The following is a 19,325-nucleotide window of genomic DNA, read 5'->3' on the forward strand; positions in this document are numbered from 1 at the left end:
CTCCGCTTCCTGAACATCAAGGTGAACACCCGTCGCGGGGTTCTTTCCAGGACAATTGCAGGAGTCGTGCCTAAATATAAAAACCTTTAATATCAGCAGCTTGCTAGATAATTCAGCTAAAAGACATCAACTGAAAACAGGCAAAATGTCCAACTGCTGTTGCTGGGCAAACAGCGCTTGCCGGGCCACGGGGCATCAGATCACCACGTTGCGCACGAAGCGCGTGGCCCGGGTGCCGTCGTTGCGGTAGCCGTGGGGCACGTGGCTGGCGAACATGAAGAAGTCACCGCATTCCAGGCGCCGTTCAGTGTCGCCGAAGAACACCGTCAGGCAGCCTTCGAAGACGTAGATCTGCTCGCTCCAGCCCTCGGCGTCGCACTCCGAGTGATAGACCTCGCCAGGCTCCAGCTGCCATTCCCAAAGCTCCACTTCACGGGTGGCCTCGGCCTTGGCCAGGAGCAGCGCCTTGCTGCCGGGGATAGCACCGGCCCAGGCCAGCTCGTTGATGCGGCTCGAATCCCGGGATTCCGGGGCCTGGATCAGGTCGCTGAAGGCCACGTCCAGGGCTTCGGCCACCCGGTCCAGGGTGCCGAGGCTGACGTTCTTCTCCCCCGCCTCTATCGCCACCAGCATCCGCCGGCTGACATTGGATTTTTCCGCCAGGGCGCTCTGGCTCAAACCCGCGGCATTGCGCAGGCGGCGGACGTTGAGGCTGACATGTTGCAGGACCGAGGCCCGCTGGACGTTTTCTTTGTGCACTATATTGCTCACTCCTGGGGCCTGCGCAGTATACTGCCCAACTTCCGGCGCATTGTGCGTCCCCCTCAGGTAGCACGCAAGGCCATGACAGCAACGCCCTCCCGCGGATTCCAGTTCAAGTTGAGCAAGGCCGAAGCCGTGCTGGTGCTGATCACCATGATCTGGGGCGGCACCTTCCTGCTGGTGCAGAACGCCATGAGCGTCAGCGGGCCGATGTTCTTCGTCGGCCTGCGCTTTGCCGCAGCGGCGTGCATGGTCGGTGCATTCTCACTGCGCCACTTGCGCGGCCTGACCCTGTTCGAACTGCGCGCCGGGGCCTTTATCGGCACCGCGATCATGCTCGGCTACGGTTTGCAGACCGTGGGCCTGCAAAGCATTCCCAGCAGCCAGTCGGCGTTCATCACCGCCCTTTATGTGCCCTTCGTGCCGCTGCTGCAATGGCTGTTCATGGGCAAGCGCCCGGGGTTGCTGCCGAGTATCGGCATCATGCTGGCGTTCACCGGGCTGATGCTGCTGTCCGGGCCCAATGGCGCCTCCCTGGACTTCAGCCCCGGGGAGATCGCCACCCTGATCAGTACCGTGGCCATTGCCGCGGAGATCATCCTCATCAGCAGCTTCGGCGGGCGGGTGGATGTGCGCCGGGTCACCGTGGTGCAGCTGGCGGTCACCTCGCTGCTGGCGTTCGCCATGGTGTGGCCGACCGGGGAAGCGCTGCCTGGGTTTTCCTGGCTGCTGCTGGCCAGCGCCCTGGGCCTGGGGGCTGCCAGCGCGGTGATCCAGCTGGCAATGAACTGGGCGCAGAAAAGCGTCTCGCCGACCCGCGCCACCCTGATCTATGCCGGCGAGCCGGTGTGGGCCGGGATTGTCGGGCGCATCGCCGGGGAGCGCCTGCCGGGGCTGGCGTTGCTGGGCGGCGCCTTGATCGTGCTGGCGGTGATCATCAGCGAATGGAAGCCCAAGGCAGAAGCCGGACAGCAGAGCGGCGAGGCGGTGGAGTCCTGAGCAACGGCCCGCTGCGGGGGGCGGCTTGCTGGTGAGGGGGCTCTTGAGGGCCCTTTCGCTGGCAAGCCAGCGCCTACAGCTGGCTGGGGTAGTGGTGGGGACTGTAGGAGCCGGCTTGCCGGCGAAGGTGCTCTTGCAGGCGCTCTCGCTGATAGGCCAGCGCCTACAGTGCGGGGTCCCCGGGGGCGTAGAGCCAGGTGGGGACGGTCAGGGAGCCCTTGTGCTTGGGCTCCAGCAGTACCCGGTCATTTTCAGGCTCGCCGTGATAGTAGAAGTAGGCGTGGTAGAGCGCATGCCCCTCGGCAAAGGCGCGGTCGAAATAGAGCACCGTGCCCGGCGGCAGCACATAGTTGCGCTCATCCCCCTGCGGGCCTTCGATGACCAGCGCCTGGCGGGTCTTGAGCATGTCGGGGCGATCCAGATAATGCTCCAGGCCAATGCCCGATGCCGCACCGAAGGCGGTGAACAGCACGGCGAACGCGCCCCGTCGAAACAGCCGGCCCAAGGCCGATCCTTTAATCATGTGCACCCTTGTCGATCCTTGTGGCGGCTTGAGCTGGGCAGGGCATTTGCCCCACAGCACCCGGTGAACGGGCGCATCAGGCATTTGTCTCCTACCTTTGAAAGCGTATGTAACATTTCTTAGGGGGCCCGGGCCGCGCATGGCGGTTGGTGATCCAGGGCCTGGCACGTATTATGCGTCATACTTTTCCGCAGATTAGAAGCCTATGTCCCTGATAGTTCTACTGCTTCTGCCATTCATCGGCAGCTGTCTGGCGGCCCTGTTGCCGCACAACGCACGTAACACCGAATCTCTGCTGGCCGGCCTGGTGGCACTCATTGGCACCATCCAGGTGGCTCTGCTGTACCCACAGATCGCCGATGGCGGGGTGATTCGCGAGGAGTATGCCTGGCTGCCGAGCCTGGGGCTGAACTTCGTGCTGCGCCTGGACGGCTTCGCCTGGCTGTTCTCGCTGCTGGTGCTGGGCATCGGCAGCCTGGTGGCGCTCTACGCGCGTTATTACATGTCGCCGCAAGATCCGGTGCCGCGTTTCTTCGCCTTCTTCCTGGCCTTCATGGGGGCCATGCTCGGCCTGGTGATTTCCGGCAACCTGATCCAGATCGTGTTCTTCTGGGAGCTCACCAGCCTCTTCTCCTTCCTGCTGATCGGCTACTGGCACCACCGCTCCGATGCCCGCCGCGGCGCCTACATGGCGTTGATGGTCACCGGTGCCGGGGGCTTGTGCCTGCTGGCCGGGGTCATGCTGCTCGGCCATGTGGTGGGCAGCTACGACCTGGACCAGGTACTGGCTGCCGGAGACAAGATACGCGCCCACGCGCTCTACCCGATCCTGTTGCCCCTGATCCTGCTGGGCGCCCTGAGCAAGAGCGCGCAGTTCCCCTTCCACTTCTGGCTACCCCACGCCATGGCCGCGCCGACCCCGGTCTCGGCCTACCTGCACTCGGCGACCATGGTCAAGGCCGGGGTGTTTCTCCTGGCCCGCCTGTGGCCGTCGTTGTCCGGCACTGAAGAATGGTTCTACATCGTCAGCGGCGCCGGGGCCTGCACCCTGGTGCTGGGCGCCTACTGCGCGATGTTCCAGAACGACCTCAAGGGCCTGCTGGCCTATTCCACCATCAGCCACCTGGGGCTGATCACCCTGCTGCTGGGCCTGAACAGCCCGCTGGCCGCGGTGGCGGCGGTGTTCCACATTCTCAACCACGCCACGTTCAAGGCCTCGCTGTTCATGGCGGCCGGGATCATCGACCACGAAAGCGGCAGCCGTGACATCCGTAAGCTCAACGGCCTGATCAAGCTGATGCCCTACACCGCGACCCTGGCCATGGTGGCCAGCGCCTCCATGGCCGGGGTGCCGCTGCTCAACGGCTTCCTGTCCAAGGAGATGTTCTTCGCCGAGACGGTGTTCATCAACTCCAGCGCCTGGGTGGAAATCGCCCTGCCGGTGATCGCTACCATCGCCGGGACCTTCAGCGTCGCCTACGCCCTGCGCTTCACGGTCGACGTGTTCTTCGGGGAGCCGGCCACCGACCTGCCGCACACGCCCCACGAGCCGCCGCGCTGGATGCGTGCCCCGGTTGAACTGCTGGTGTTCACCTGCCTGCTGGTGGGGATCTTCCCGGCGCAGATCATCGGCCCGCTGCTGGCCGCCGCGGCGCTGCCGGTGGTGGGCGGGACCCTGCCCGAGTACAGCCTGGCCATCTGGCACGGCCTCAATGCGCCGATGATCATGAGCCTGATCGCCATGTCCTGCGGCATCGTCCTCTACCTGCTGCTGCACAAGCCGCTGGTGGCGGGCCGTTTCGCCTACCCGCCGGGCGTGGGCCGTCTCAACGGCAAGCTGTTGTTCGAGCGCAGCCTGGTGGGCATGACCCGCCTGGCCCGGCGCCTGGAACGCCGGTTGAGCACCAAGCGCCTGCAGACCCAGCTGTTCGTGCTGATCCTGGCGGCGGTGATCGCCGGGCTGATCCCCATGCTCTACAGCCAGCTGACCTGGGGCGACCGGCCGAAGATCCCCGGTTCCATCGTCTTCGTGACCTTCTGGCTGCTGGCCATCGCCTGCGCCCTGGGCGCCGCCTGGCAAGCCAAGTACCACCGTCTGGCCGCCCTGACCATGGTCAGCGTCTGCGGCCTGATGACCTGCGTGACCTTCGTCTGGTTCTCGGCGCCGGACCTGGCCCTGACCCAGCTGGTGGTGGAAGTGGTGACCACGGTGCTGATCCTCCTCGGCCTGCGCTGGCTGCCACGGCGGATCGAGGACGTCTCGCCCCTGCCCAGCAGCGTGCCCAAGGCGCGCATCCGCCGCCTGCGCGACCTGAGCCTGTCGGTGGCCGTGGGCCTGGGCATGGCAGTGCTGTCCTACGCCATGCTGACCCGCCCCACTCCCAACGACATTTCCTCGTTCTACCTCAGCCGCGCCCTGCCCGAAGGCGGCGGCACCAATGTGGTCAACGTGACCCTGGTGGACTTCCGCAGCTTCGACACCCTGGGCGAGATCACCGTGCTGGCGGCGGTGGCCCTGACCGTGTTCGCCCTGCTGCGCCGCTTCCGCCCGCCCAAGGAAAGCATGCAGTTGCCGGCGCAGCAGCGCCTGCTGGCCCCGGACGTGGTCACCGACCTGGTCAACCCGCGCCAGGCCAGCGACACCGCCCTGGGCTTCATGATGGTGCCGGCGGTGCTGGTGCGCCTGCTGCTGCCGATTGCCCTGGTGGTGTCCTTCTACCTGTTCATGCGCGGGCACAACCTGCCGGGTGGCGGTTTCGTCGCCGGGCTGGTGATGTCGGTGGCCTTCATCCTCCAGTACATGGTGGCGGGCACCCAGTGGGTCGAGGCGCAGATGAGCCTGCGGCCGTTGCGCTGGATGGGTACCGGCCTGCTGGTCGCCCTGGCCACCGGCCTCGGCGCCCTGGCCTGGGGCTACCCGTTCCTGACCACCCACACGCTGCATGTGGACCTGCCGCTGTTCGGTGATATCCACATCGCCAGCGCGCTGTTCTTCGACATCGGCGTGTACGCCGTGGTGGTGGGCGCGACCCTGCTGATCCTCACGGCCCTGGCGCACCAGTCGGTGCGGGCCCACAAGCCGGCCAGCCAGGCCAAATCCCTGACTCAGAACGGAGCCGCCTGATGGAAGAAGTCATCGCAATCGCCATTGGGGTCCTCGCCGCTTCCGGAGTCTGGCTGGTGCTGCGCCCGCGGACCTTCCAGGTGGTGATGGGCCTGTGCCTGCTGTCCTATGCGGTCAACCTGTTCATCTTCAGCATGGGCAGCCTGTTCATCGGCAAGGAGCCGATCGTCAAGGACGGCGTGCCCCAGGACCTGCTGCACTACACCGACCCGCTGCCCCAGGCGCTGGTGCTCACGGCCATCGTCATCAGCTTCGCCATGACTGCGCTGTTTCTGGTGGTGCTCCTGGCTTCCCGGGGCCTGACCGGCACCGACCACGTCGATGGCCGGGAGCCCAAGGAATGAATCCGTTGTCGCACCTGATCGTCGCCCCCATCCTCCTGCCGCTGCTGACCGCGGGCATCATGTTGCTGCTGGGGGAAAAGCATCGCCCGCTGAAAGCCCGGATCAACCTGCTCTCCACCCTGCTGGGCCTGTGCCTGGCGGGCTACCTGCTGTACTGGACCCAGGTCCAGGGCGCCACCGGTTCCTTCGGCGTGTACCTGCCCAGCAACTGGCAGGTGCCGTTCGGCATCGTGCTGGTGGTCGATCGCCTGTCGGCGCTGATGCTGGTGCTCACCGGTATCATCGGGGTCAGCGCGCTGCTGTTCGCCATGGCCCGCTGGGACGGCGCCGGGGCCAGTTTCCATGCCCTGTTCCAGATCCAGCTGATGGGCCTCTACGGGGCCTTCCTGACCGCCGACCTGTTCAACCTGTTCGTGTTCTTCGAGGTGCTGCTGGCGGCGTCCTACGGCCTGATGCTGCACGGCTCGGGGCGCGCGCGGGTGTCTTCGGGGCTGCACTACATCACCATCAACCTGCTGGCCTCGTCGCTGTTCCTGATCGGCACGGCGATGATCTACGGGGTCACCGGGACCCTGAACATGGCCGACCTGGCGATGAAGATCCCCCTGGTGCCGGAAGCCGACCGCGGCCTGCTGCACGCCGGTACGGCGATCCTGGCGATCGCCTTCCTGGCCAAGGCCGGGATGTGGCCACTGAACTTCTGGCTGGTGCCCGCCTACTCCTCGGCCAGCGCGCCGGTGGCGGCACTGTTCGCCATCATGACCAAAGTCGGTGTGTACACCGTACTGCGCCTATGGACCCTGCTGTTCTCCGGGCAAGCCGGGGCCTCGGCCTATTTCGGCAGCCAGTGGCTGGTGTACGGCGGCATGGCGACGATCTTCTGCGCGGCCCTGGCGATTCTTCCGGCCCAGCGCCTGGAACGCATGGCCAGCCTGAGCATCCTGGTGTCGGCCGGCATCCTGATCTCGGTGATCGGCTTCGCCCAGCCGGCCCTCACCGGCGCGGCGCTGTTCTACCTGTTCAGCTCGACCCTGGCGATGTGCGCGCTGTTTTTGCTGGCAGAACTGATCGAGCGTTCGCGCTCGGCCAATGAGATCCCCCTGGAGGATGAAGGCGAGATCCTGCCGCGGCCCATGGAGTCGCTGCACCCGCCACGGGGCAGCAACCTCGACGATGAACAGAAAGTGGTGGTCGGCCAGGTGATCCCCTGGACCATGGCCTTCCTCGGCCTGAGCTTCATCGCCTGCGCCTTGCTGATCATCGGCATGCCGCCGCTATCGGGCTTCATCGGCAAGCTCAACCTGATTGCCGCCCTGCTCAACCCCGAGGGCCTGGGGGCCAGCGAGGGCGCGCCGATCACCCCGGCGGCCTGGTGCTTCCTGGCGCTGTTGATCCTCTCGGGCCTGGCCTCGCTGATTGCCTTTGCCCGCCTGGGTGTGCAGCGCTTCTGGACCCCGGAGGAACGCCCTTCGCCGGTGCTGCGGCGCCTGGAGTGCCTGCCGATCGTGGCGCTGCTGGGGCTCTGCGTGCTGCTCAGCTTCAAGGCCGAGCCGTTGCTGCGCTTCACCCAGGCCACCGCCGACAGCCTCAACCACCCGGAGCATTACGTGATGGCGGTGCTCGGCACCCGCACCGTGCTCAGCCCTGAATCCAAGACCGCAGCGGCAGTGGAGGTGCACCCATGAAGCGCCTGTTCCCCGCGCCATTCCTGTCCCTGGCACTGTGGCTGCTCTGGCTGGTGCTGAACCTGTCCCTCAGCCCGGGCAACCTGCTGCTGGGCGCCCTGCTGGGCTTTCTCGCGCCGCTGCTGATGCAGCCCCTGCGGCCCCTGCCGATCCGCATCCGCCGCCCGGGCACCATCCTGCGCCTGTTCCTGGTGGTGGGCCGCGACGTGCTGGTGTCCAACCTGCTGGTGGCCTGGGGCGTGCTCAACAACGGCCGGCGCCCGGTGCACTCGGCCTTCGTCAAGATCCCCCTGGACCTGCGGGACGCCAATGGCCTGGCGGCGCTGTCCACCATCACCACGGTGGTGCCGGGCACGGTCTGGTCCGAGCTGTCCCTGGACCGCAGCCTGCTGTTGCTGCACGTCTTCGACCTGAAGGACGAGGCGCAATTCATCCAGCACTTCAAGGCCACGTACGAGCGCCCGCTGATGGAGATTTTCGAATGAGTGTCCTGCTGACCAACGCGATCTTGCTGAGTCTGTTCATTTTTTCCCTGGCCATGGTCCTGACCCTGGTGCGCCTGTTCAAGGGCCCCTCGGCCCAGGACCGGGTTCTGGCCCTGGACTACCTGTACATCCTGGCGATGCTGATGATGCTGGTGCTGGGCGTGCGCTACGCCAGTGACACCTACTTCGAGGCGGCGCTGCTGATCGCCCTGTTCGGCTTTGTCGGCTCCTTCGCCCTGGCCAAATTCCTTCTGCGTGGCGAGGTGATCGAATGAATAGCCTGGAACAATTGCCACTGTGGGTGGAAGTGCTGGTGGCCCTGTTGCTGGTGATCAGCAGTGTGTTTGCCCTGATCGGGGCCCTGGGCATCCTGCGCATGAAGAGCTACTTCCAGCGCATGCACCCGCCGGCCCTGGCCTCCACCATGGGCTCCTGGGCCGTGGCCCTGGCGTCGATCCTGTACTTTTCCGCGCTCAAGTCCGGGCCGGTGCTGCACGCCTGGCTGATCCCGGTGCTGATGTCCATCACCGTACCGGTGACCACCCTGCTGCTAGCGCGGGCCGCGCTGTTTCGCAAGCGCATGGCCGGCGACGATGTACCGGCGGAAATCAGCAGCAAACGCAGCGAAACCGGCAACTGAGCACATCCGCTGCACCTAGGAGCCGGCTGCCGGCGACGAGGCCCGTGAGCCTTGCGGCGACTTCGAAAACGCCTTCGCTGGCAAGCCAGCTCCTGCACCAGCCAGCACCTGCACTGGCCAGCGCCGGCTGACTGCCCTCAGGCCCAGGCCAGCACCAGCAACCCGGCCCCCAGCCCCACGCACAGGGGGGAATAGAACAGGGTGTCGAGGCGGGCGAATTTCGAATCCCGGACTTCCTTGAAAAAACCCACCAGCTCGGAGTCGCCGATGGCCCGGGCGAACATCAGCAAGGCAATGGCGCTGATCACCCACTGCAGAGACGGGTGGGTCACCGTCGGCAGGTAGAGCCCGACCCTCAGGCACACCAGCATCGCCACCAGCAACAAAGCCACTGCCACCAGCATCGTGGCCAGGGCCGGCGGGCGGAACGCCGGCTGGGTCATGCCGGGCCCCGGCCCCGGCACCTCGGGGATCACCGCATCACTGCCACGCTTGCCACCCGCAGCCCAGTACAGATGGATCAGACTGATCAACAGGAAGCTGCCAGCCACCCCCTGTGCGAGCAGAAGATTCATGTTCAGACGTCCGTGCAGAAAATGTCGCTGAAGAATGGACTCGATTGACCGTTTTTGTAAGTACGTTCGTCGCCTTCGATGATAAAGTGCCGCCCCATGAAATTTGCCCGTTCCGATCGCTCGCTCGTTGCCTGGATGCTCTATTGCTGCGTCCTGTTCAACGTGTTCGCCTGCAGCATCGGCCACGGGCAGATGCTCGGCATGCAGCTCAACGGCATCGGCGGGCAGTTCTGCAGCGTCGACCCTGCCACCCAGGCGCCGCTGCAGAAACCGGCCGACCAGGGCTCCCTGCCCACTCTCTCCAAGGCCTTCGGTTGCCCGCTGTGCTCCACCGGCGGCATGGGCCCGGCCCTGAACTCCAGCCTGACCCTGGCCCTGCTGCCGCAGCCCCAGGCCCCGCCTGCGCGCACCCTGGCCAAGACCGACCTCCCCGCCCGCTCCACCTGGCCCGCGGCCCATCCCCGGGCACCGCCTCTCGCCTGATTCCTGCTCGTGCTCAACCTGCCCACTGCGCTGTCGCGCGGCGCGCGTTCGTGGGCCTTTTCCTAGCCAAGAATTCAGGATGCACCGATGAAACACCTTCCTTTGCTGGCGAGCCTGCTGGGCTGCCTGTCGATCAATGCCTGGGGCCAGCCGAGCCTCGAACTGGCCCCCACCACCATCGGCGCGGATGAGGCCGATGCCGAGCCGGGCCTGAACCTGGACCAGTCCAGCGGCATGGCCTCGCGCCTGGGCCTGAGCCTGCGCGAAACCCCGGCCTCGGTGGCCGTGGCCAGCCGCCAGGACCTGGAGCGAAGCGGCGCCCGCACCTTCCAGGAAGCGGCCAACGCCCTGCCCGGGGTCAACGCCAGTGCGCCGCCGGGGTTCGGCGGCTTCGTCTCCTACCGTGGTTTTACCAGCAGCCAGATCACCCAGATGTTCAACGGCATCAACGTCGCCACCGGCCTGGCCCGGCCCGTGGACGCCTGGATCTACGACCGGGTGGAACTGGTGGGCGGCCCCTCGTCGCTGATCAATGGCGCCGGCTCCGTGGGCGGTTCGCTGAACTACGTGACCAAGCTCGCGGACCGCCGCGAACAGGCTGCCGAAGGCCTGCTCGGCTACGGCAGCTACGACACCACGCAGACCGCTTTCGGGGTCAACCACGCCCTCAGCCCGGCCGGCGCCGAGGTGCAGCACTACGCGCGCTTGGACGTCAGCCACAACACCAGCAACGGCTACATCGACCGCCAGGAAAGGGATGCCTGGAGCCTGGCCTTCTCCCTGCTCAGCGACCTGACCCCGGACCTGTCCCACACCCTGGCGGTGGAATACCAGGATGAACACGAGGACAGCCCCTACTGGGGCACCCCGGTGCTCAATCCCAAGGCCGGTGAGCTGAAGATCGACAAGCACAACCGCTTCAACAACTACAACGTCGCCGATGGCCTGTATGAGCAACGCACGGTGTGGCTGCGCTCGATCATCGACTACCGGATCAACCCCAGCACCAGCCTGCGCAACACCCTCTACCACCTGGACAGCCAGCGCGACTATCGCAACCTGGAGACCTACCAGTACAACGCCGACAACAGCCGGGTGAACCGCTCGACCGCCTACCTGGTACGGCACCAGGGCCAGCAGGACGGCAACCAGTTCGAACTGCGCCACGATGATCAGCTGTTCGGCCTCGACACCACCTGGTCCGGGGGTTTTGAGTACAAGGTCAACAGCACCACCAACTCGCCCTGGAACGTGCCGGCCAGCAACAGCGTCGATCCCGGCAACTTCCAGCCGGGGTACTTCTATGACCTGAAGGGCACCCGCCAGGGCTGGGCCAAGGACAAGACCAACCAGGTCACCACCCGCGCCCTGTTCGTCGAGAACCGCCTGGCCCTGACCGACGAGCTGTCACTGCTCAGCGGCCTGCGCTACGACGCCATCGACCTGGACGTGACCAACCACCGGCTGATCACCGCCAGCAACCCGCGCCACCTCAAGCGCAGCTGGGAACCGGTCACCGGGCGCCTGGGCCTGACCTGGCAGTTCCTGCCCAGCGCCAATGTCTACGTGCAGTACAGCACCGCCGCCGAGCAGCCCAGTGGCACTCAGAACTTCGAGGTGTCCACGGGCAAGCAATGGGAAGTGGGCAGCAAGTTCGACTACCTGCAAGGACGGGGTTCGGCGACCGTTGCCGCCTATCGCATCGAGCGCAAGGACTTTGCCGTCACCGATCCCCTGGACCCGGCCAACAGCATCCCGGTGGGCCAGCAGACCTCCAGGGGCATCGAGCTGGCCAGTTCCCTGCACATCACCCCCAAGCTACTGGCGCAAGCCAACTTCGCCTGGGTGGATGCCGAGTACGGCGAGTTCAACGAAAAGATCGCCAGCGGCGCGGTGGTCTCCCGCAAGGGCAACACGCCGACCAACGTACCGGACCGGCTGGCCAACCTGTGGCTGACCTATGACCTGTCGCCCAACTGGCAGACCGGGGTCGATGCGCGCTACGTGGCCTCGGTATACGCCGACAACGCCAACACCCTGCGGATGCCCGCCTACACCCTGTACGGCAGCTTCCTGCGCTACAAGGTCGACAGCCACACCACAGTGACCGGCCGGGTGCGCAACCTGACCAACGAGGTCTATGGCCAGTTCGCCCATGTGTCCCCGGCGTACTACCTGGGCCAGCCGCGAACCTTCGAGGTGGCGGTGCAGACCCGCTTCTGACCCCTGCCCTGCACCCGTCGGGCGCAAGGTTCAAGGGCCCATTCGCCGGCACGCCGGCGCCTACAAGGTGGCGGCGATCCTGTCCGCCACGTCCCGGGGCACCCAGGCGCGCCAAACGTCGGGGTGCTGCTTGAGGAAGGCCCGGGCCGCGTCCCGCGGGGCACTGTGGTTCTCGCTCATCTGCGCCAGGGCGCGGTTCAGGGGCTCGATGGGCAGGTCGACCTTGGCGAAGAACTGCGCCAGTTGCGGGTACTGCTTCTGGAATGGCGTGGACACCCCGATCGACAACCTGGAGGCCAGGGAACGGGTTGGTCGGGGGTTGGGGTTGGCGGCGTCGGTCAGGGTCTTCCAGGCTTCGGCGTCAAAGGGCGGTTCTTGCAGTTGCACCAGCTTGAAGCGCCCGAGCAGCGGCGTGGGCGACCAGTAGTAGAACAGGATCGGCTTGCCGCGACGGATCGCCGAGCTGATCTCCGCATCCAGGGCCGCTCCGGAACCGCTGCGAAAATTCACGTAGCTGTCCTGCAGGCCATAGGCCTTGAGCTTCTGCTGGTTGACGATCTCCGAGGTCCAGCCGATCGGGCTGTTGAGGAAACGCCCCTTGTCCGGGCTCTCCGGGTCCTTGAACACGTCCTTGTAGCGGGCCAGGTCGGTCACGCTGCGCAGCTCCGGCGCCAGGGGTTTTATACCCTTGGCCGGGTCGCCCTTGATCACGTATTCCGGCACCCACCAGCCTTCGGTGGCGCCCTTGACCGTATCCCCCAGGGCCTGCACCTTGCCTTCGGCCTCGGCCTTGACCCACACCGGGCTGCGCCCCGCCCACTCTTCGCCGATCACCTGGATGTCGTTGTTGGCCAGGGCCGTTTCCAGGGTGATGGTGGTGCCGGGCAAAGTGTCGGTGGGCAAGCCATAGCCCTGCTCCACCATGATCCGCAGGATCTCGGTGATCAGGCTGCCGCTTTCCCAGTTCAGGTCGGCGAAATGAATCGGTTGCGGCGCCGCCACAACCGGCTGCACCGTACTCAGGGCGGCAAGGCTCAACAGGCTGCTGGCCAGCAGCGCGCGGATTCCTTTCATCGGGGTACACCTCTTGGGTCAGGACCTGGGCCACAGGGGCAGGCAGCGCCTAAGCGCACGGCCCCCAAAGCATTAAGTCAACTGACTGTAGTAGAGGTTCAGTAGTTTCAACCCCAGGCCCTTCCCGGATGGCCGCTCAAGAGGCCGGAGGCTCCTGCAACCGCTGCAACTCGCGGCGCACCATGCTGGCGTAGGCCGCGGGGCGCAGGTTGTACAGCTGGGCGGCGACCCAGTTCAGCCAGGCGCCCTGGAGCACGGTCTTCTGCGCGAACAGGCGCCGGGCTTCAGCGCTCGCGGCCTGTTGATGCTCATGGTGAAACGCGGCGCGGCCCTGGCTCATCACTCGCTGGCCTTGAAGCTCACCAGTTCGCCCTTGCGCCATTTGGCGGCCTTGGCGGTCACTGCCTTGAGGGTCTTGGTCAGGCCTTCCTGCAACTGCTCGTTGGCGGCAAACACGGTCACCACCGAATGGCCTTCCTTGAACAGGATGCCCTGCCCCAGGGGGCTGCTGACAAAGGCGTAGTCGCCCAGGCCGTAGACCGTCAGCTTGATCTCGCGAAAGCGGATCTCCATCTTGCCGCCTTCACGGCTGGGCAGCACGGCGGCGCGAAAATGATCGCCGACCTTGAGTTCAAGGCGCGGCTTGTCGTCCACCACCAGGGCCGTCTCGGTGTCGATCTCGGCGACGTAGATGCCTTCGGCGGACTGTTCGGTGAGGTAGACAAAACGAGATTGGAACTGCTTGACCAGCTTTGCGCGCAAATCACCCAACACGAACAATGCATGCATTTCAAGATTACTTACTGCCAAGGAACACTCCCCGATACTCAAAATGATGTCGCCCGGAAAAAAACGGACGGCACGAAAAAACCGCCATGACGGCGTAGTCACCCCAATCGGTTACCCAATACACACAAGTGCAGCTGGCACTCCTGGCCACGACGCTGGCGGCGGCACTGAGCAAGGGGCATTTCGCCGATGCATCAGGCACATGTCGAAGGCGTGAGGAGTGAGCTCTGACCCGCAAAGCGTGGCGGCGCGTCGTCGGGGGTGGGTGCTGGAACAGGCCTGCTGGCCGGATGCACCCGGGTCACGATTCCCCCGGTCGGCAGCCACTTCGGGTTGCAGAGGCAATTCTAGAGCAACTTTGTGCATTTCGACTATTTAAAGCGCACACCGGTTTCGCGCGCACCCACTTCAGCAAAAGCCGGAGTTGACGCGCAGCCGGTAATATTACCCAGCAACAGAAGCAGGAAGTTTCAGATTAGATCATCAGAATAATCGCCACCTAGAATCCAAATGATATAACTCAGCCCGCCATCACCCAACAACTGCCATACTCCGCCATTGATTGAATGCCCCCCTCTTGGGGGGCGTTCAAGCACTCACTCATCTCCAAGGGAAGGCTAGAAGTGACCGAACTAGATATTGGCGAGTTTTTCATTCGTGGCGAGTGCAGAGAAGTCGAAGGCGAGTTCCAGGCCGTGATTGCCATGCGCGCCAAACCCCCACTGACCCAGGTCACCTTCCACCAGGTGGAACGCGATCGCTGGTTCAAGACCTCGGAAGACGCTGCCGCGGCAGCCAGAGCGTCGGCCAAGGCCCTCAAGCAGGCCATCGACCAGGGCGCCCTGAACGCCTGACAGACAGCGCCAGTCAAGGATCCGACAGCGCGACCGATACAAAGGCGAGATCCGTTTAAGAGCATCATGATGATCGACTTGAAACCCCCATCTCGCCTGGCCGACTTTCTCAAGCCGGATCCAAGCACTGCGGTACTGGAAGCCTCGGACGACGGCGAGACCCTGGTCCTGAGCCGCTCCAGCGCGCAAACCCCGGAAGAGGCGCTGTTGCTGGCGAAGAAAAAACGCATCCGCCAACTGAAAAAGCAGATCGAGCTGCTGCAACAGAAACTGCAGCGGGCCAAGGCCCGCCTGGCCACGGTCAAGGGCGCCAGTTCCGGCTCCGACACCGGCCGGGCCATGGCCCTGTCGTCCGCCCGGGCCCAAGTCATGGCCTACAGCACTGCCCTGTCCATGGCCCAGACGGCGTTGTTCCAGGCCGAGAGCGGCACCCTGGCCTGAACCCTTGGATCGAACTTGCGCGCCCGCCATGCCTCAGATGCACTGAGGCAGCGCCGGTGCTGCCCGTCACCCAAGGAGATCACCATGGAAGCGCCCACCCATAACCTCGAAGGGCTGTTCGACCAGTTGGGCCTGGATTCCAGCCCTGCCGCCATCGATGGTTTCATCGCCCGGCACTCGCCCCTGGACGAAGACCTGAAAATGATCGACGCCCCCTTCTGGACGCCCCAGCAAGCGGCCTTTCTCAAGCAGCAACTGCGCGAAGACGCCGACTGGGCGCCGGTGGTGGACGAGCTCAACCTGCGCCTGCACCAGGCCGGTTAAGCCGAATGCCGCAGGTGCCGGCCGCCGGGCAGCAGCACCTGCAGCTGCTGCTGCCAGGCCAGCCGGCACTCCTCGGCCTCGGCGCGGCTGGCAAAGGCCGTGCCGCGCTGTTCGCCATTGACCAGAACCACCCAGCACGCACGACGGCCCTGGGCCCGCAGGCTGGCTGGCACGCCGCTGCCAATCATCACCGCTACATCGACTTTGCTGTGCATGGAGCTACCTCCAGAAAATTAGTTAGCTGCCTAACGATGTTGGCATACTAACTAACTTGCCGGCCCCTGGAACAGCCTGTTCCTGCATTGCAGCATTACCGATAGCGTAACAATGGAGGCCTCAGCCCTTGCCCGAGCCTGGCGCCTGCTCGGGTTTGTAACCCAGGCGCAGCCCGCCCCAGTGCCGGCCGCGGACCATGATCGGCACCGAAAGGTCATGCATCAGCTCGCCGGTATCCCGGGTATAGGTCTGCAGAAGCAGCGGTTGCTGGTGGCTGCCACAGCGGATCCCCGTGCGGTCAGCGAACTTGCGCTTGCTGCGGTTATGCAGGTTGTCCACCTCGGGGTCGCCGGTCAGCGGCTGGGAAAAAACCTTGTTGTGGGTCGGCACGTAGCCTTCCTGGGTACAGGCGATGGCGAACACCAGGCCATCGTGGCGCGGCAGCAGGGATTCCTGGATCGGCGGCAGCACCTGATCGGTGTAGCGGTCGAAGCGGGTCTGGTATTTGGCCGGGTCGGTGTTGGCGATCAACTGGTAGTGACGATCGAACAGATCGTCGAGGCTGATGCGGTTCTGCTCCAGGTCGGCCTCGAACTGCTCGGCAATGCGCCGCGCGCCTTCGCGGGCCAGGTCGTAGATGCGCTGGTGATAGTCATCCAGGCCCACCGCCGCCAGGCGTTCGCTGATGGTTTCCGCCTGCCCTTCCATCTGCACCGCGGCCTGCGCCAGGCTGCGGGTCTGCTGGTCGCTGACCGCCAGGTCGCTGCGCATCTGCTCCACGGCATGAAACAGGCTGTCCAGTTGCTCGCGGTTGGTCTCGGCGCCCCGGGCGATCTCGCTGACCTGCCCTTCCACCCCGGCCGCCAGGCGCGCGATGTTGTCCAGGTGACGACCGGTGTGCTCCACCTGCTCGACCCCCAGGTTGAGGTCGTCGGCCAGCTGGCGGATCTGCTCCACCACGTCGCTGGTGCGCTGCTGGATATCCGCCACCATCACCCCGACCTCGTCGGTGGCCGCGGCGGTGCGCCCGGCCAGCCCGCGCACCTCATCGGCCACCACCGCGAAACCGCGCCCGTGTTCCCCGGCCCGGGCTGCCTCGATGGCCGCATTCAGCGCCAGCAGGTTGGTCTGGCTGGCGATGGACTGGATCACCAGGGTCACCCGCTGGATCTCCTCGCTGCGCTGGCTCAGGGCCTCGATCAGCTCACGGCTGCCATTGGCGCGCTGGCTGAGCAGGTGCATGCGGCTGATGGACTCCCCCAGCACCGTGCGCCCTTCGGCGCTGCTGGCGTGGGCCTCGCTGGCGGCGCCCAGGGCCTGCTGGCTGAGTTGGGAGGTGACCTGCTCGGTCTTGATCATCACTTCGGCGTTGCCGACGATGCGCGCGGCGGCGTCGAGCTGGGATTGCAGCTTGCCTGCCAGCTGGGTCACCGAGTAGGCCACGCCCGCCGCGGACAGTGCGTTATGGGTGGTGCCGTAGGACAGGTCACGGGTCAGCGCCGACAACTGATCGTCAGCCGTCGCGTTCGCCACCAGGGGCCGCCCGCGCCCGCGCAACCGCGGCAGCCAGATCACCAGCACCGCCACGGGCAGGCACAGGTACAGCGACCAGCCGCCCAGGGCCTGGCCGGCGAACAGCGCCATCAGCGCCGCGCTCTGCAAGGACGGCGCCCACCAGCGGGCGGCGGTTTCGGGTGTTGCCAGCGGCTGTGCGACCGGCGCCGCTAGAGATCCATCTCTTGACATCTGTGTCACCCCACATCGTTCTAATTGTTTGCGGCATTAGACGCCACTAGAGGGCCATTATCCATGGTCCCTTAGTCGCGGGTTTGCAGCAGATCAAGAGAATGTGCGGGCGGGCACTGCCCGAAAAAACAGAGCCCCCGCTGTGGCGGGGGCTGGCGATCAGGCTTGACGCTGATGCTTGTCGATCTGCTCGTGGCGCTCTTGGGCCTCGATGCAGTACTTGGTGGTGGGGCTGATCAGCAGGCGCTTGAGGCCGATCGGCTCGCCGCTGTCGTCGCACCAGCCGAAGCTGTCGTCGCTGATCCGGCCCAGGGCCTGTTCCAGTTGCGGCAGCATGCGCTGGTCGCGATCAATGGCGTTGACCAACCAGGTGCGCTCTTCTTCGACGGAAGCGGCGTCGGCCGGGTCAGCCGGGGTGTCCAGGCTTTCAATGGCGATCCGGTTCTGTTCGATGCGCTCGTGGGTTTCCACCTTCATGGCTTGCAACAGGTCGCTGAAAAAAGCGTGCTGCTCGGCATTCATGTAGTCATCCGCCGGCATGGCCAGCAACTTTTCCTTGGTCATTGATTTCTCTATAAAAAATACGTGCATTAAGGCGAATTCAAACTGTTTCCGGTTGACCCGTCAGGTCATCAGAAAGGCGCCATACCTTCCAAGCGCCACCCGGCACTCAATTTACGAGGGGCGGCAGTCTAAGGCCGGTTTGAGGGCGCAGCAACTGAAATGACAGCGAATCTGTCCGACAAACCGCACAAAGCCCGCAAATGCGGGCTTTGGTGGCGTTTATTGGAGTGCGTTTATAACAAAAAATTCCATAGTCATGGGTCTGTTAGAAGACAAACGGCAGTGCCGGACGGCGGATTCTGGCCGTTTTCAACGATTTCCAGGGGCACCGGCCGGCAGGCGAAGAGGCCTTTGGAGCGGGCCAGAGCTCGGGAGCGTATTCGCTGGCACGCCGGCTCCTGCACCAGCCGGCGCCTCTCCCCTGCTCAGCGCTTGAGCTTGCGCTTGTTGCGGTACTGGTCGATGACCACCGCCACCACGATGATCAGGCCCTTGATGATGTCCTGGATGTAGGCATCGACCCCGACAAAGGTGAAGCCACTGGCCATGACCCCGAGGATCAGCGCGCCGATCACGGTGCCGGTGATGCGCCCCACCCCGCCGGCCAGGCTGGTGCCGCCGATCACTGCCGCGGCAATCGCGTCCAGCTCGTAGGACATGCCCATCCCCGCCTGCCCGGTGGCGGCCCGTGCCGAGGCCACCACCCCGGCCAGCCCCGCCAACAGCCCGGCAATGCTGTAGACAATCACCAGGTGGCGCTTGACGTTGATCCCCGAAGTCCGCGCCGCCTGCATGTTGCCGCCGATGGCATAGGTGTACTTGCCGTACTTGGTGTAGCGCAGGGCGATATGAAAGATCAGCGCCACCACCAGGAAGATCACCACCGGCATCGCCCCGTGGCCGATGGCGGTGTAGGAATCGGAGAGCATGCTCACCGGCTGGCCCTGGGTGTAGTAACGCGCCAGCCCCCGGGCCGAGACCATCATCCCCAGGGTGGCAATAAAGGGAGGAATGCCGGTCAGGGCAATCACACTGCCGTTGATCGCCCCCGCCAGGAGGCCGACCCCGAGCCCGGCCAGCACCGGGATCCACACCGGCAGGTCGGTCAGCGAGGGAAACACCGCCCGGGTGAAGTCCGAGGTCTGCGCCAGGCTTGCGGCAATCATCGCCGACAGGGCCAGCACCGAACCGGAAGACAGGTCGATGCCGGTGGTGATGATCACCTGGGTCACGCCGATGGCCAGCAGGCCGATCACCGAGACCTGGAGAATCATCAGCACCAGGCGCTGGGAATTGAGCAGGAAACTCTGGTCGCGGACGATCCAGCCAAACAGCTCGAACACCAGGCCGATACCGATCAGCACCAGGAAGATGCTCAGCTCGGTGGGCAGTCGTCGCCGGGGCTTGACTGCCACCGCCGCGGGTTTGTTGTCGATTATCGCGTTCATTGCCAGCCACCACCCTTGGGTTGAAT

Annotated in this window: 22 protein-coding genes; 12 read left to right on the forward strand and 10 right to left on the reverse strand. The window is 65.1% G+C overall.

Translation table 11 applies throughout. From position 1 onward, the window contains the following. Positions 1-195: 195 nt before the first annotated feature. Positions 196-759 carry a helix-turn-helix domain-containing protein gene (locus BM382_RS05435; protein ID WP_011060910.1) on the reverse strand — a complete coding sequence of 188 codons (564 nt, stop codon included), beginning with the start codon at positions 757-759 and terminating at the stop codon, positions 196-198. Between BM382_RS05435 and BM382_RS05440 the strand changes: the two genes are divergently transcribed. Next, the gene (locus tag BM382_RS05440) at positions 754-1,761 is read left to right on the forward strand and encodes a DMT family transporter (protein ID WP_072442447.1); all 1,008 of its coding nucleotides are present in this window, start codon (positions 754-756) and stop codon (positions 1,759-1,761) included. The genes BM382_RS05435 and BM382_RS05440 overlap by 6 nt on opposite strands. Before the next feature lie 163 nt (positions 1,762-1,924). Here BM382_RS05440 and BM382_RS05445 read toward each other — a convergent pair whose 3' ends face one another. Then, positions 1,925-2,284 (reverse strand): hypothetical protein, encoded by a 360-nt coding sequence (locus tag BM382_RS05445; RefSeq protein ID WP_169891825.1) that lies wholly within the window; start codon positions 2,282-2,284, stop codon positions 1,925-1,927. 205 nt (positions 2,285-2,489) lie between these two features. Between BM382_RS05445 and BM382_RS05450 the strand changes: the two genes are divergently transcribed. The 6 genes from BM382_RS05450 to BM382_RS05475 are packed head-to-tail and all read left to right on the forward strand — an operon-like array spanning position 2,490 to position 8,562. Further along, on the forward strand, positions 2,490-5,408 hold the full coding sequence (locus tag BM382_RS05450) for a monovalent cation/H+ antiporter subunit A (RefSeq protein ID WP_011060907.1): 2,919 nt from the start codon (positions 2,490-2,492) through the stop codon (positions 5,406-5,408). Continuing rightward, a complete protein-coding gene (locus BM382_RS05455; RefSeq protein WP_011060906.1) occupies positions 5,408-5,752 on the forward strand; it encodes a Na+/H+ antiporter subunit C in 345 nt (114 codons plus the stop codon). The genes BM382_RS05450 and BM382_RS05455 overlap by 1 nt, the downstream gene beginning before the upstream one ends. Then, positions 5,749-7,437 carry a monovalent cation/H+ antiporter subunit D gene (locus tag BM382_RS05460; protein ID WP_015635327.1) on the forward strand — a complete coding sequence of 563 codons (1,689 nt, stop codon included), beginning with the start codon at positions 5,749-5,751 and terminating at the stop codon, positions 7,435-7,437. Before BM382_RS05455 ends, BM382_RS05460 begins: the two co-directional genes overlap by 4 nt. Beyond that, the gene (locus BM382_RS05465) at positions 7,434-7,922 is read left to right on the forward strand and encodes a Na+/H+ antiporter subunit E (protein WP_011060904.1); all 489 of its coding nucleotides are present in this window, start codon (positions 7,434-7,436) and stop codon (positions 7,920-7,922) included. The genes BM382_RS05460 and BM382_RS05465 overlap by 4 nt, the downstream gene beginning before the upstream one ends. After that, positions 7,919-8,197, forward strand: a complete 279-nt coding sequence (locus BM382_RS05470) for a K+/H+ antiporter subunit F (RefSeq protein WP_011060903.1) — start codon at positions 7,919-7,921, stop codon at positions 8,195-8,197. Before BM382_RS05465 ends, BM382_RS05470 begins: the two co-directional genes overlap by 4 nt. Further along, positions 8,194-8,562: a Na+/H+ antiporter subunit G gene (locus tag BM382_RS05475; protein ID WP_011060902.1), complete on the forward strand. Its 369-nt coding sequence runs from the start codon at positions 8,194-8,196 to the stop codon at positions 8,560-8,562. The genes BM382_RS05470 and BM382_RS05475 overlap by 4 nt, the downstream gene beginning before the upstream one ends. Positions 8,563-8,699: 137 nt before the next feature. Here BM382_RS05475 and BM382_RS05480 read toward each other — a convergent pair whose 3' ends face one another. Then, positions 8,700-9,137 carry a DUF3995 domain-containing protein gene (locus BM382_RS05480; RefSeq protein WP_072442193.1) on the reverse strand — a complete coding sequence of 146 codons (438 nt, stop codon included), beginning with the start codon at positions 9,135-9,137 and terminating at the stop codon, positions 8,700-8,702. A 96-nt stretch (positions 9,138-9,233) separates the two neighbouring features. Between BM382_RS05480 and BM382_RS05485 the strand changes: the two genes are divergently transcribed. Next, the gene (locus BM382_RS05485; protein ID WP_026020110.1) at positions 9,234-9,620 is read left to right on the forward strand and encodes a DUF2946 domain-containing protein; all 387 of its coding nucleotides are present in this window, start codon (positions 9,234-9,236) and stop codon (positions 9,618-9,620) included. A gap of 87 nt (positions 9,621-9,707) precedes the next feature. Further along, positions 9,708-11,843, forward strand: a complete 2,136-nt coding sequence (locus BM382_RS05490; protein WP_019094293.1) for a TonB-dependent receptor — start codon at positions 9,708-9,710, stop codon at positions 11,841-11,843. Positions 11,844-11,903: 60 nt separating this feature from the next. Here the strand turns inward: BM382_RS05490 and BM382_RS05495 are convergent, their stop codons facing one another. The 3 genes from BM382_RS05495 to BM382_RS05505 form a co-directional block, all read right to left on the reverse strand. After that, positions 11,904-12,917: an ABC transporter substrate-binding protein gene (locus BM382_RS05495; RefSeq protein ID WP_011060899.1), complete on the reverse strand. Its 1,014-nt coding sequence runs from the start codon at positions 12,915-12,917 to the stop codon at positions 11,904-11,906. Between the two features lie 136 nt (positions 12,918-13,053). Beyond that, complete coding sequence (locus tag BM382_RS05500; RefSeq protein WP_011060898.1) at positions 13,054-13,257, reverse strand: hypothetical protein; 204 nt, start codon at positions 13,255-13,257, stop codon at positions 13,054-13,056. Further along, positions 13,257-13,706 carry a hypothetical protein gene (locus tag BM382_RS05505; RefSeq protein WP_036996569.1) on the reverse strand — a complete coding sequence of 150 codons (450 nt, stop codon included), beginning with the start codon at positions 13,704-13,706 and terminating at the stop codon, positions 13,257-13,259. The genes BM382_RS05500 and BM382_RS05505 overlap by 1 nt, the downstream gene beginning before the upstream one ends. Positions 13,707-14,329: 623 nt before the next feature. On the opposite strand from BM382_RS05505, the gene BM382_RS05510 reads away from it, so the two are divergent. From BM382_RS05510 to BM382_RS05520, 3 genes are all read left to right on the forward strand, one after another. Next, the gene (locus tag BM382_RS05510) at positions 14,330-14,560 is read left to right on the forward strand and encodes a hypothetical protein (RefSeq protein ID WP_026020108.1); all 231 of its coding nucleotides are present in this window, start codon (positions 14,330-14,332) and stop codon (positions 14,558-14,560) included. Between the two features lie 78 nt (positions 14,561-14,638). Then, positions 14,639-15,001 (forward strand): RND family efflux transporter, encoded by a 363-nt coding sequence (locus tag BM382_RS05515; RefSeq protein WP_169891827.1) that lies wholly within the window; start codon positions 14,639-14,641, stop codon positions 14,999-15,001. 84 nt (positions 15,002-15,085) lie between these two features. Further along, a complete protein-coding gene (locus BM382_RS05520; RefSeq protein WP_011060895.1) occupies positions 15,086-15,325 on the forward strand; it encodes a DUF2789 domain-containing protein in 240 nt (79 codons plus the stop codon). Here BM382_RS05520 and BM382_RS05525 read toward each other — a convergent pair. The 4 genes from BM382_RS05525 to BM382_RS05540 form a co-directional block, all read right to left on the reverse strand. Then, positions 15,322-15,540: a hypothetical protein gene (locus BM382_RS05525; protein ID WP_019094291.1), complete on the reverse strand. Its 219-nt coding sequence runs from the start codon at positions 15,538-15,540 to the stop codon at positions 15,322-15,324. The two genes, BM382_RS05520 and BM382_RS05525, sit on opposite strands and share 4 nt — an antisense overlap. 121 nt (positions 15,541-15,661) lie before the next feature. After that, positions 15,662-17,287: a methyl-accepting chemotaxis protein gene (locus tag BM382_RS05530; RefSeq protein ID WP_015635319.1), complete on the reverse strand. Its 1,626-nt coding sequence runs from the start codon at positions 17,285-17,287 to the stop codon at positions 15,662-15,664. A 159-nt stretch (positions 17,288-17,446) separates the two neighbouring features. Continuing rightward, positions 17,447-17,851 (reverse strand): TraR/DksA family transcriptional regulator, encoded by a 405-nt coding sequence (locus tag BM382_RS05535; protein ID WP_011060892.1) that lies wholly within the window; start codon positions 17,849-17,851, stop codon positions 17,447-17,449. Between the two features lie 425 nt (positions 17,852-18,276). Continuing rightward, positions 18,277-19,299 carry an ABC transporter permease gene (locus tag BM382_RS05540; protein ID WP_011060891.1) on the reverse strand — a complete coding sequence of 341 codons (1,023 nt, stop codon included), beginning with the start codon at positions 19,297-19,299 and terminating at the stop codon, positions 18,277-18,279. Positions 19,300-19,325: the final 26 nt, after the last annotated feature.

Source organism: Pseudomonas sp. NFPP25 (assembly GCF_900116505.1).
In the GTDB taxonomy this organism is placed as follows: Bacteria; Pseudomonadota; Gammaproteobacteria; order Pseudomonadales; family Pseudomonadaceae; genus Aquipseudomonas; species Aquipseudomonas protegens.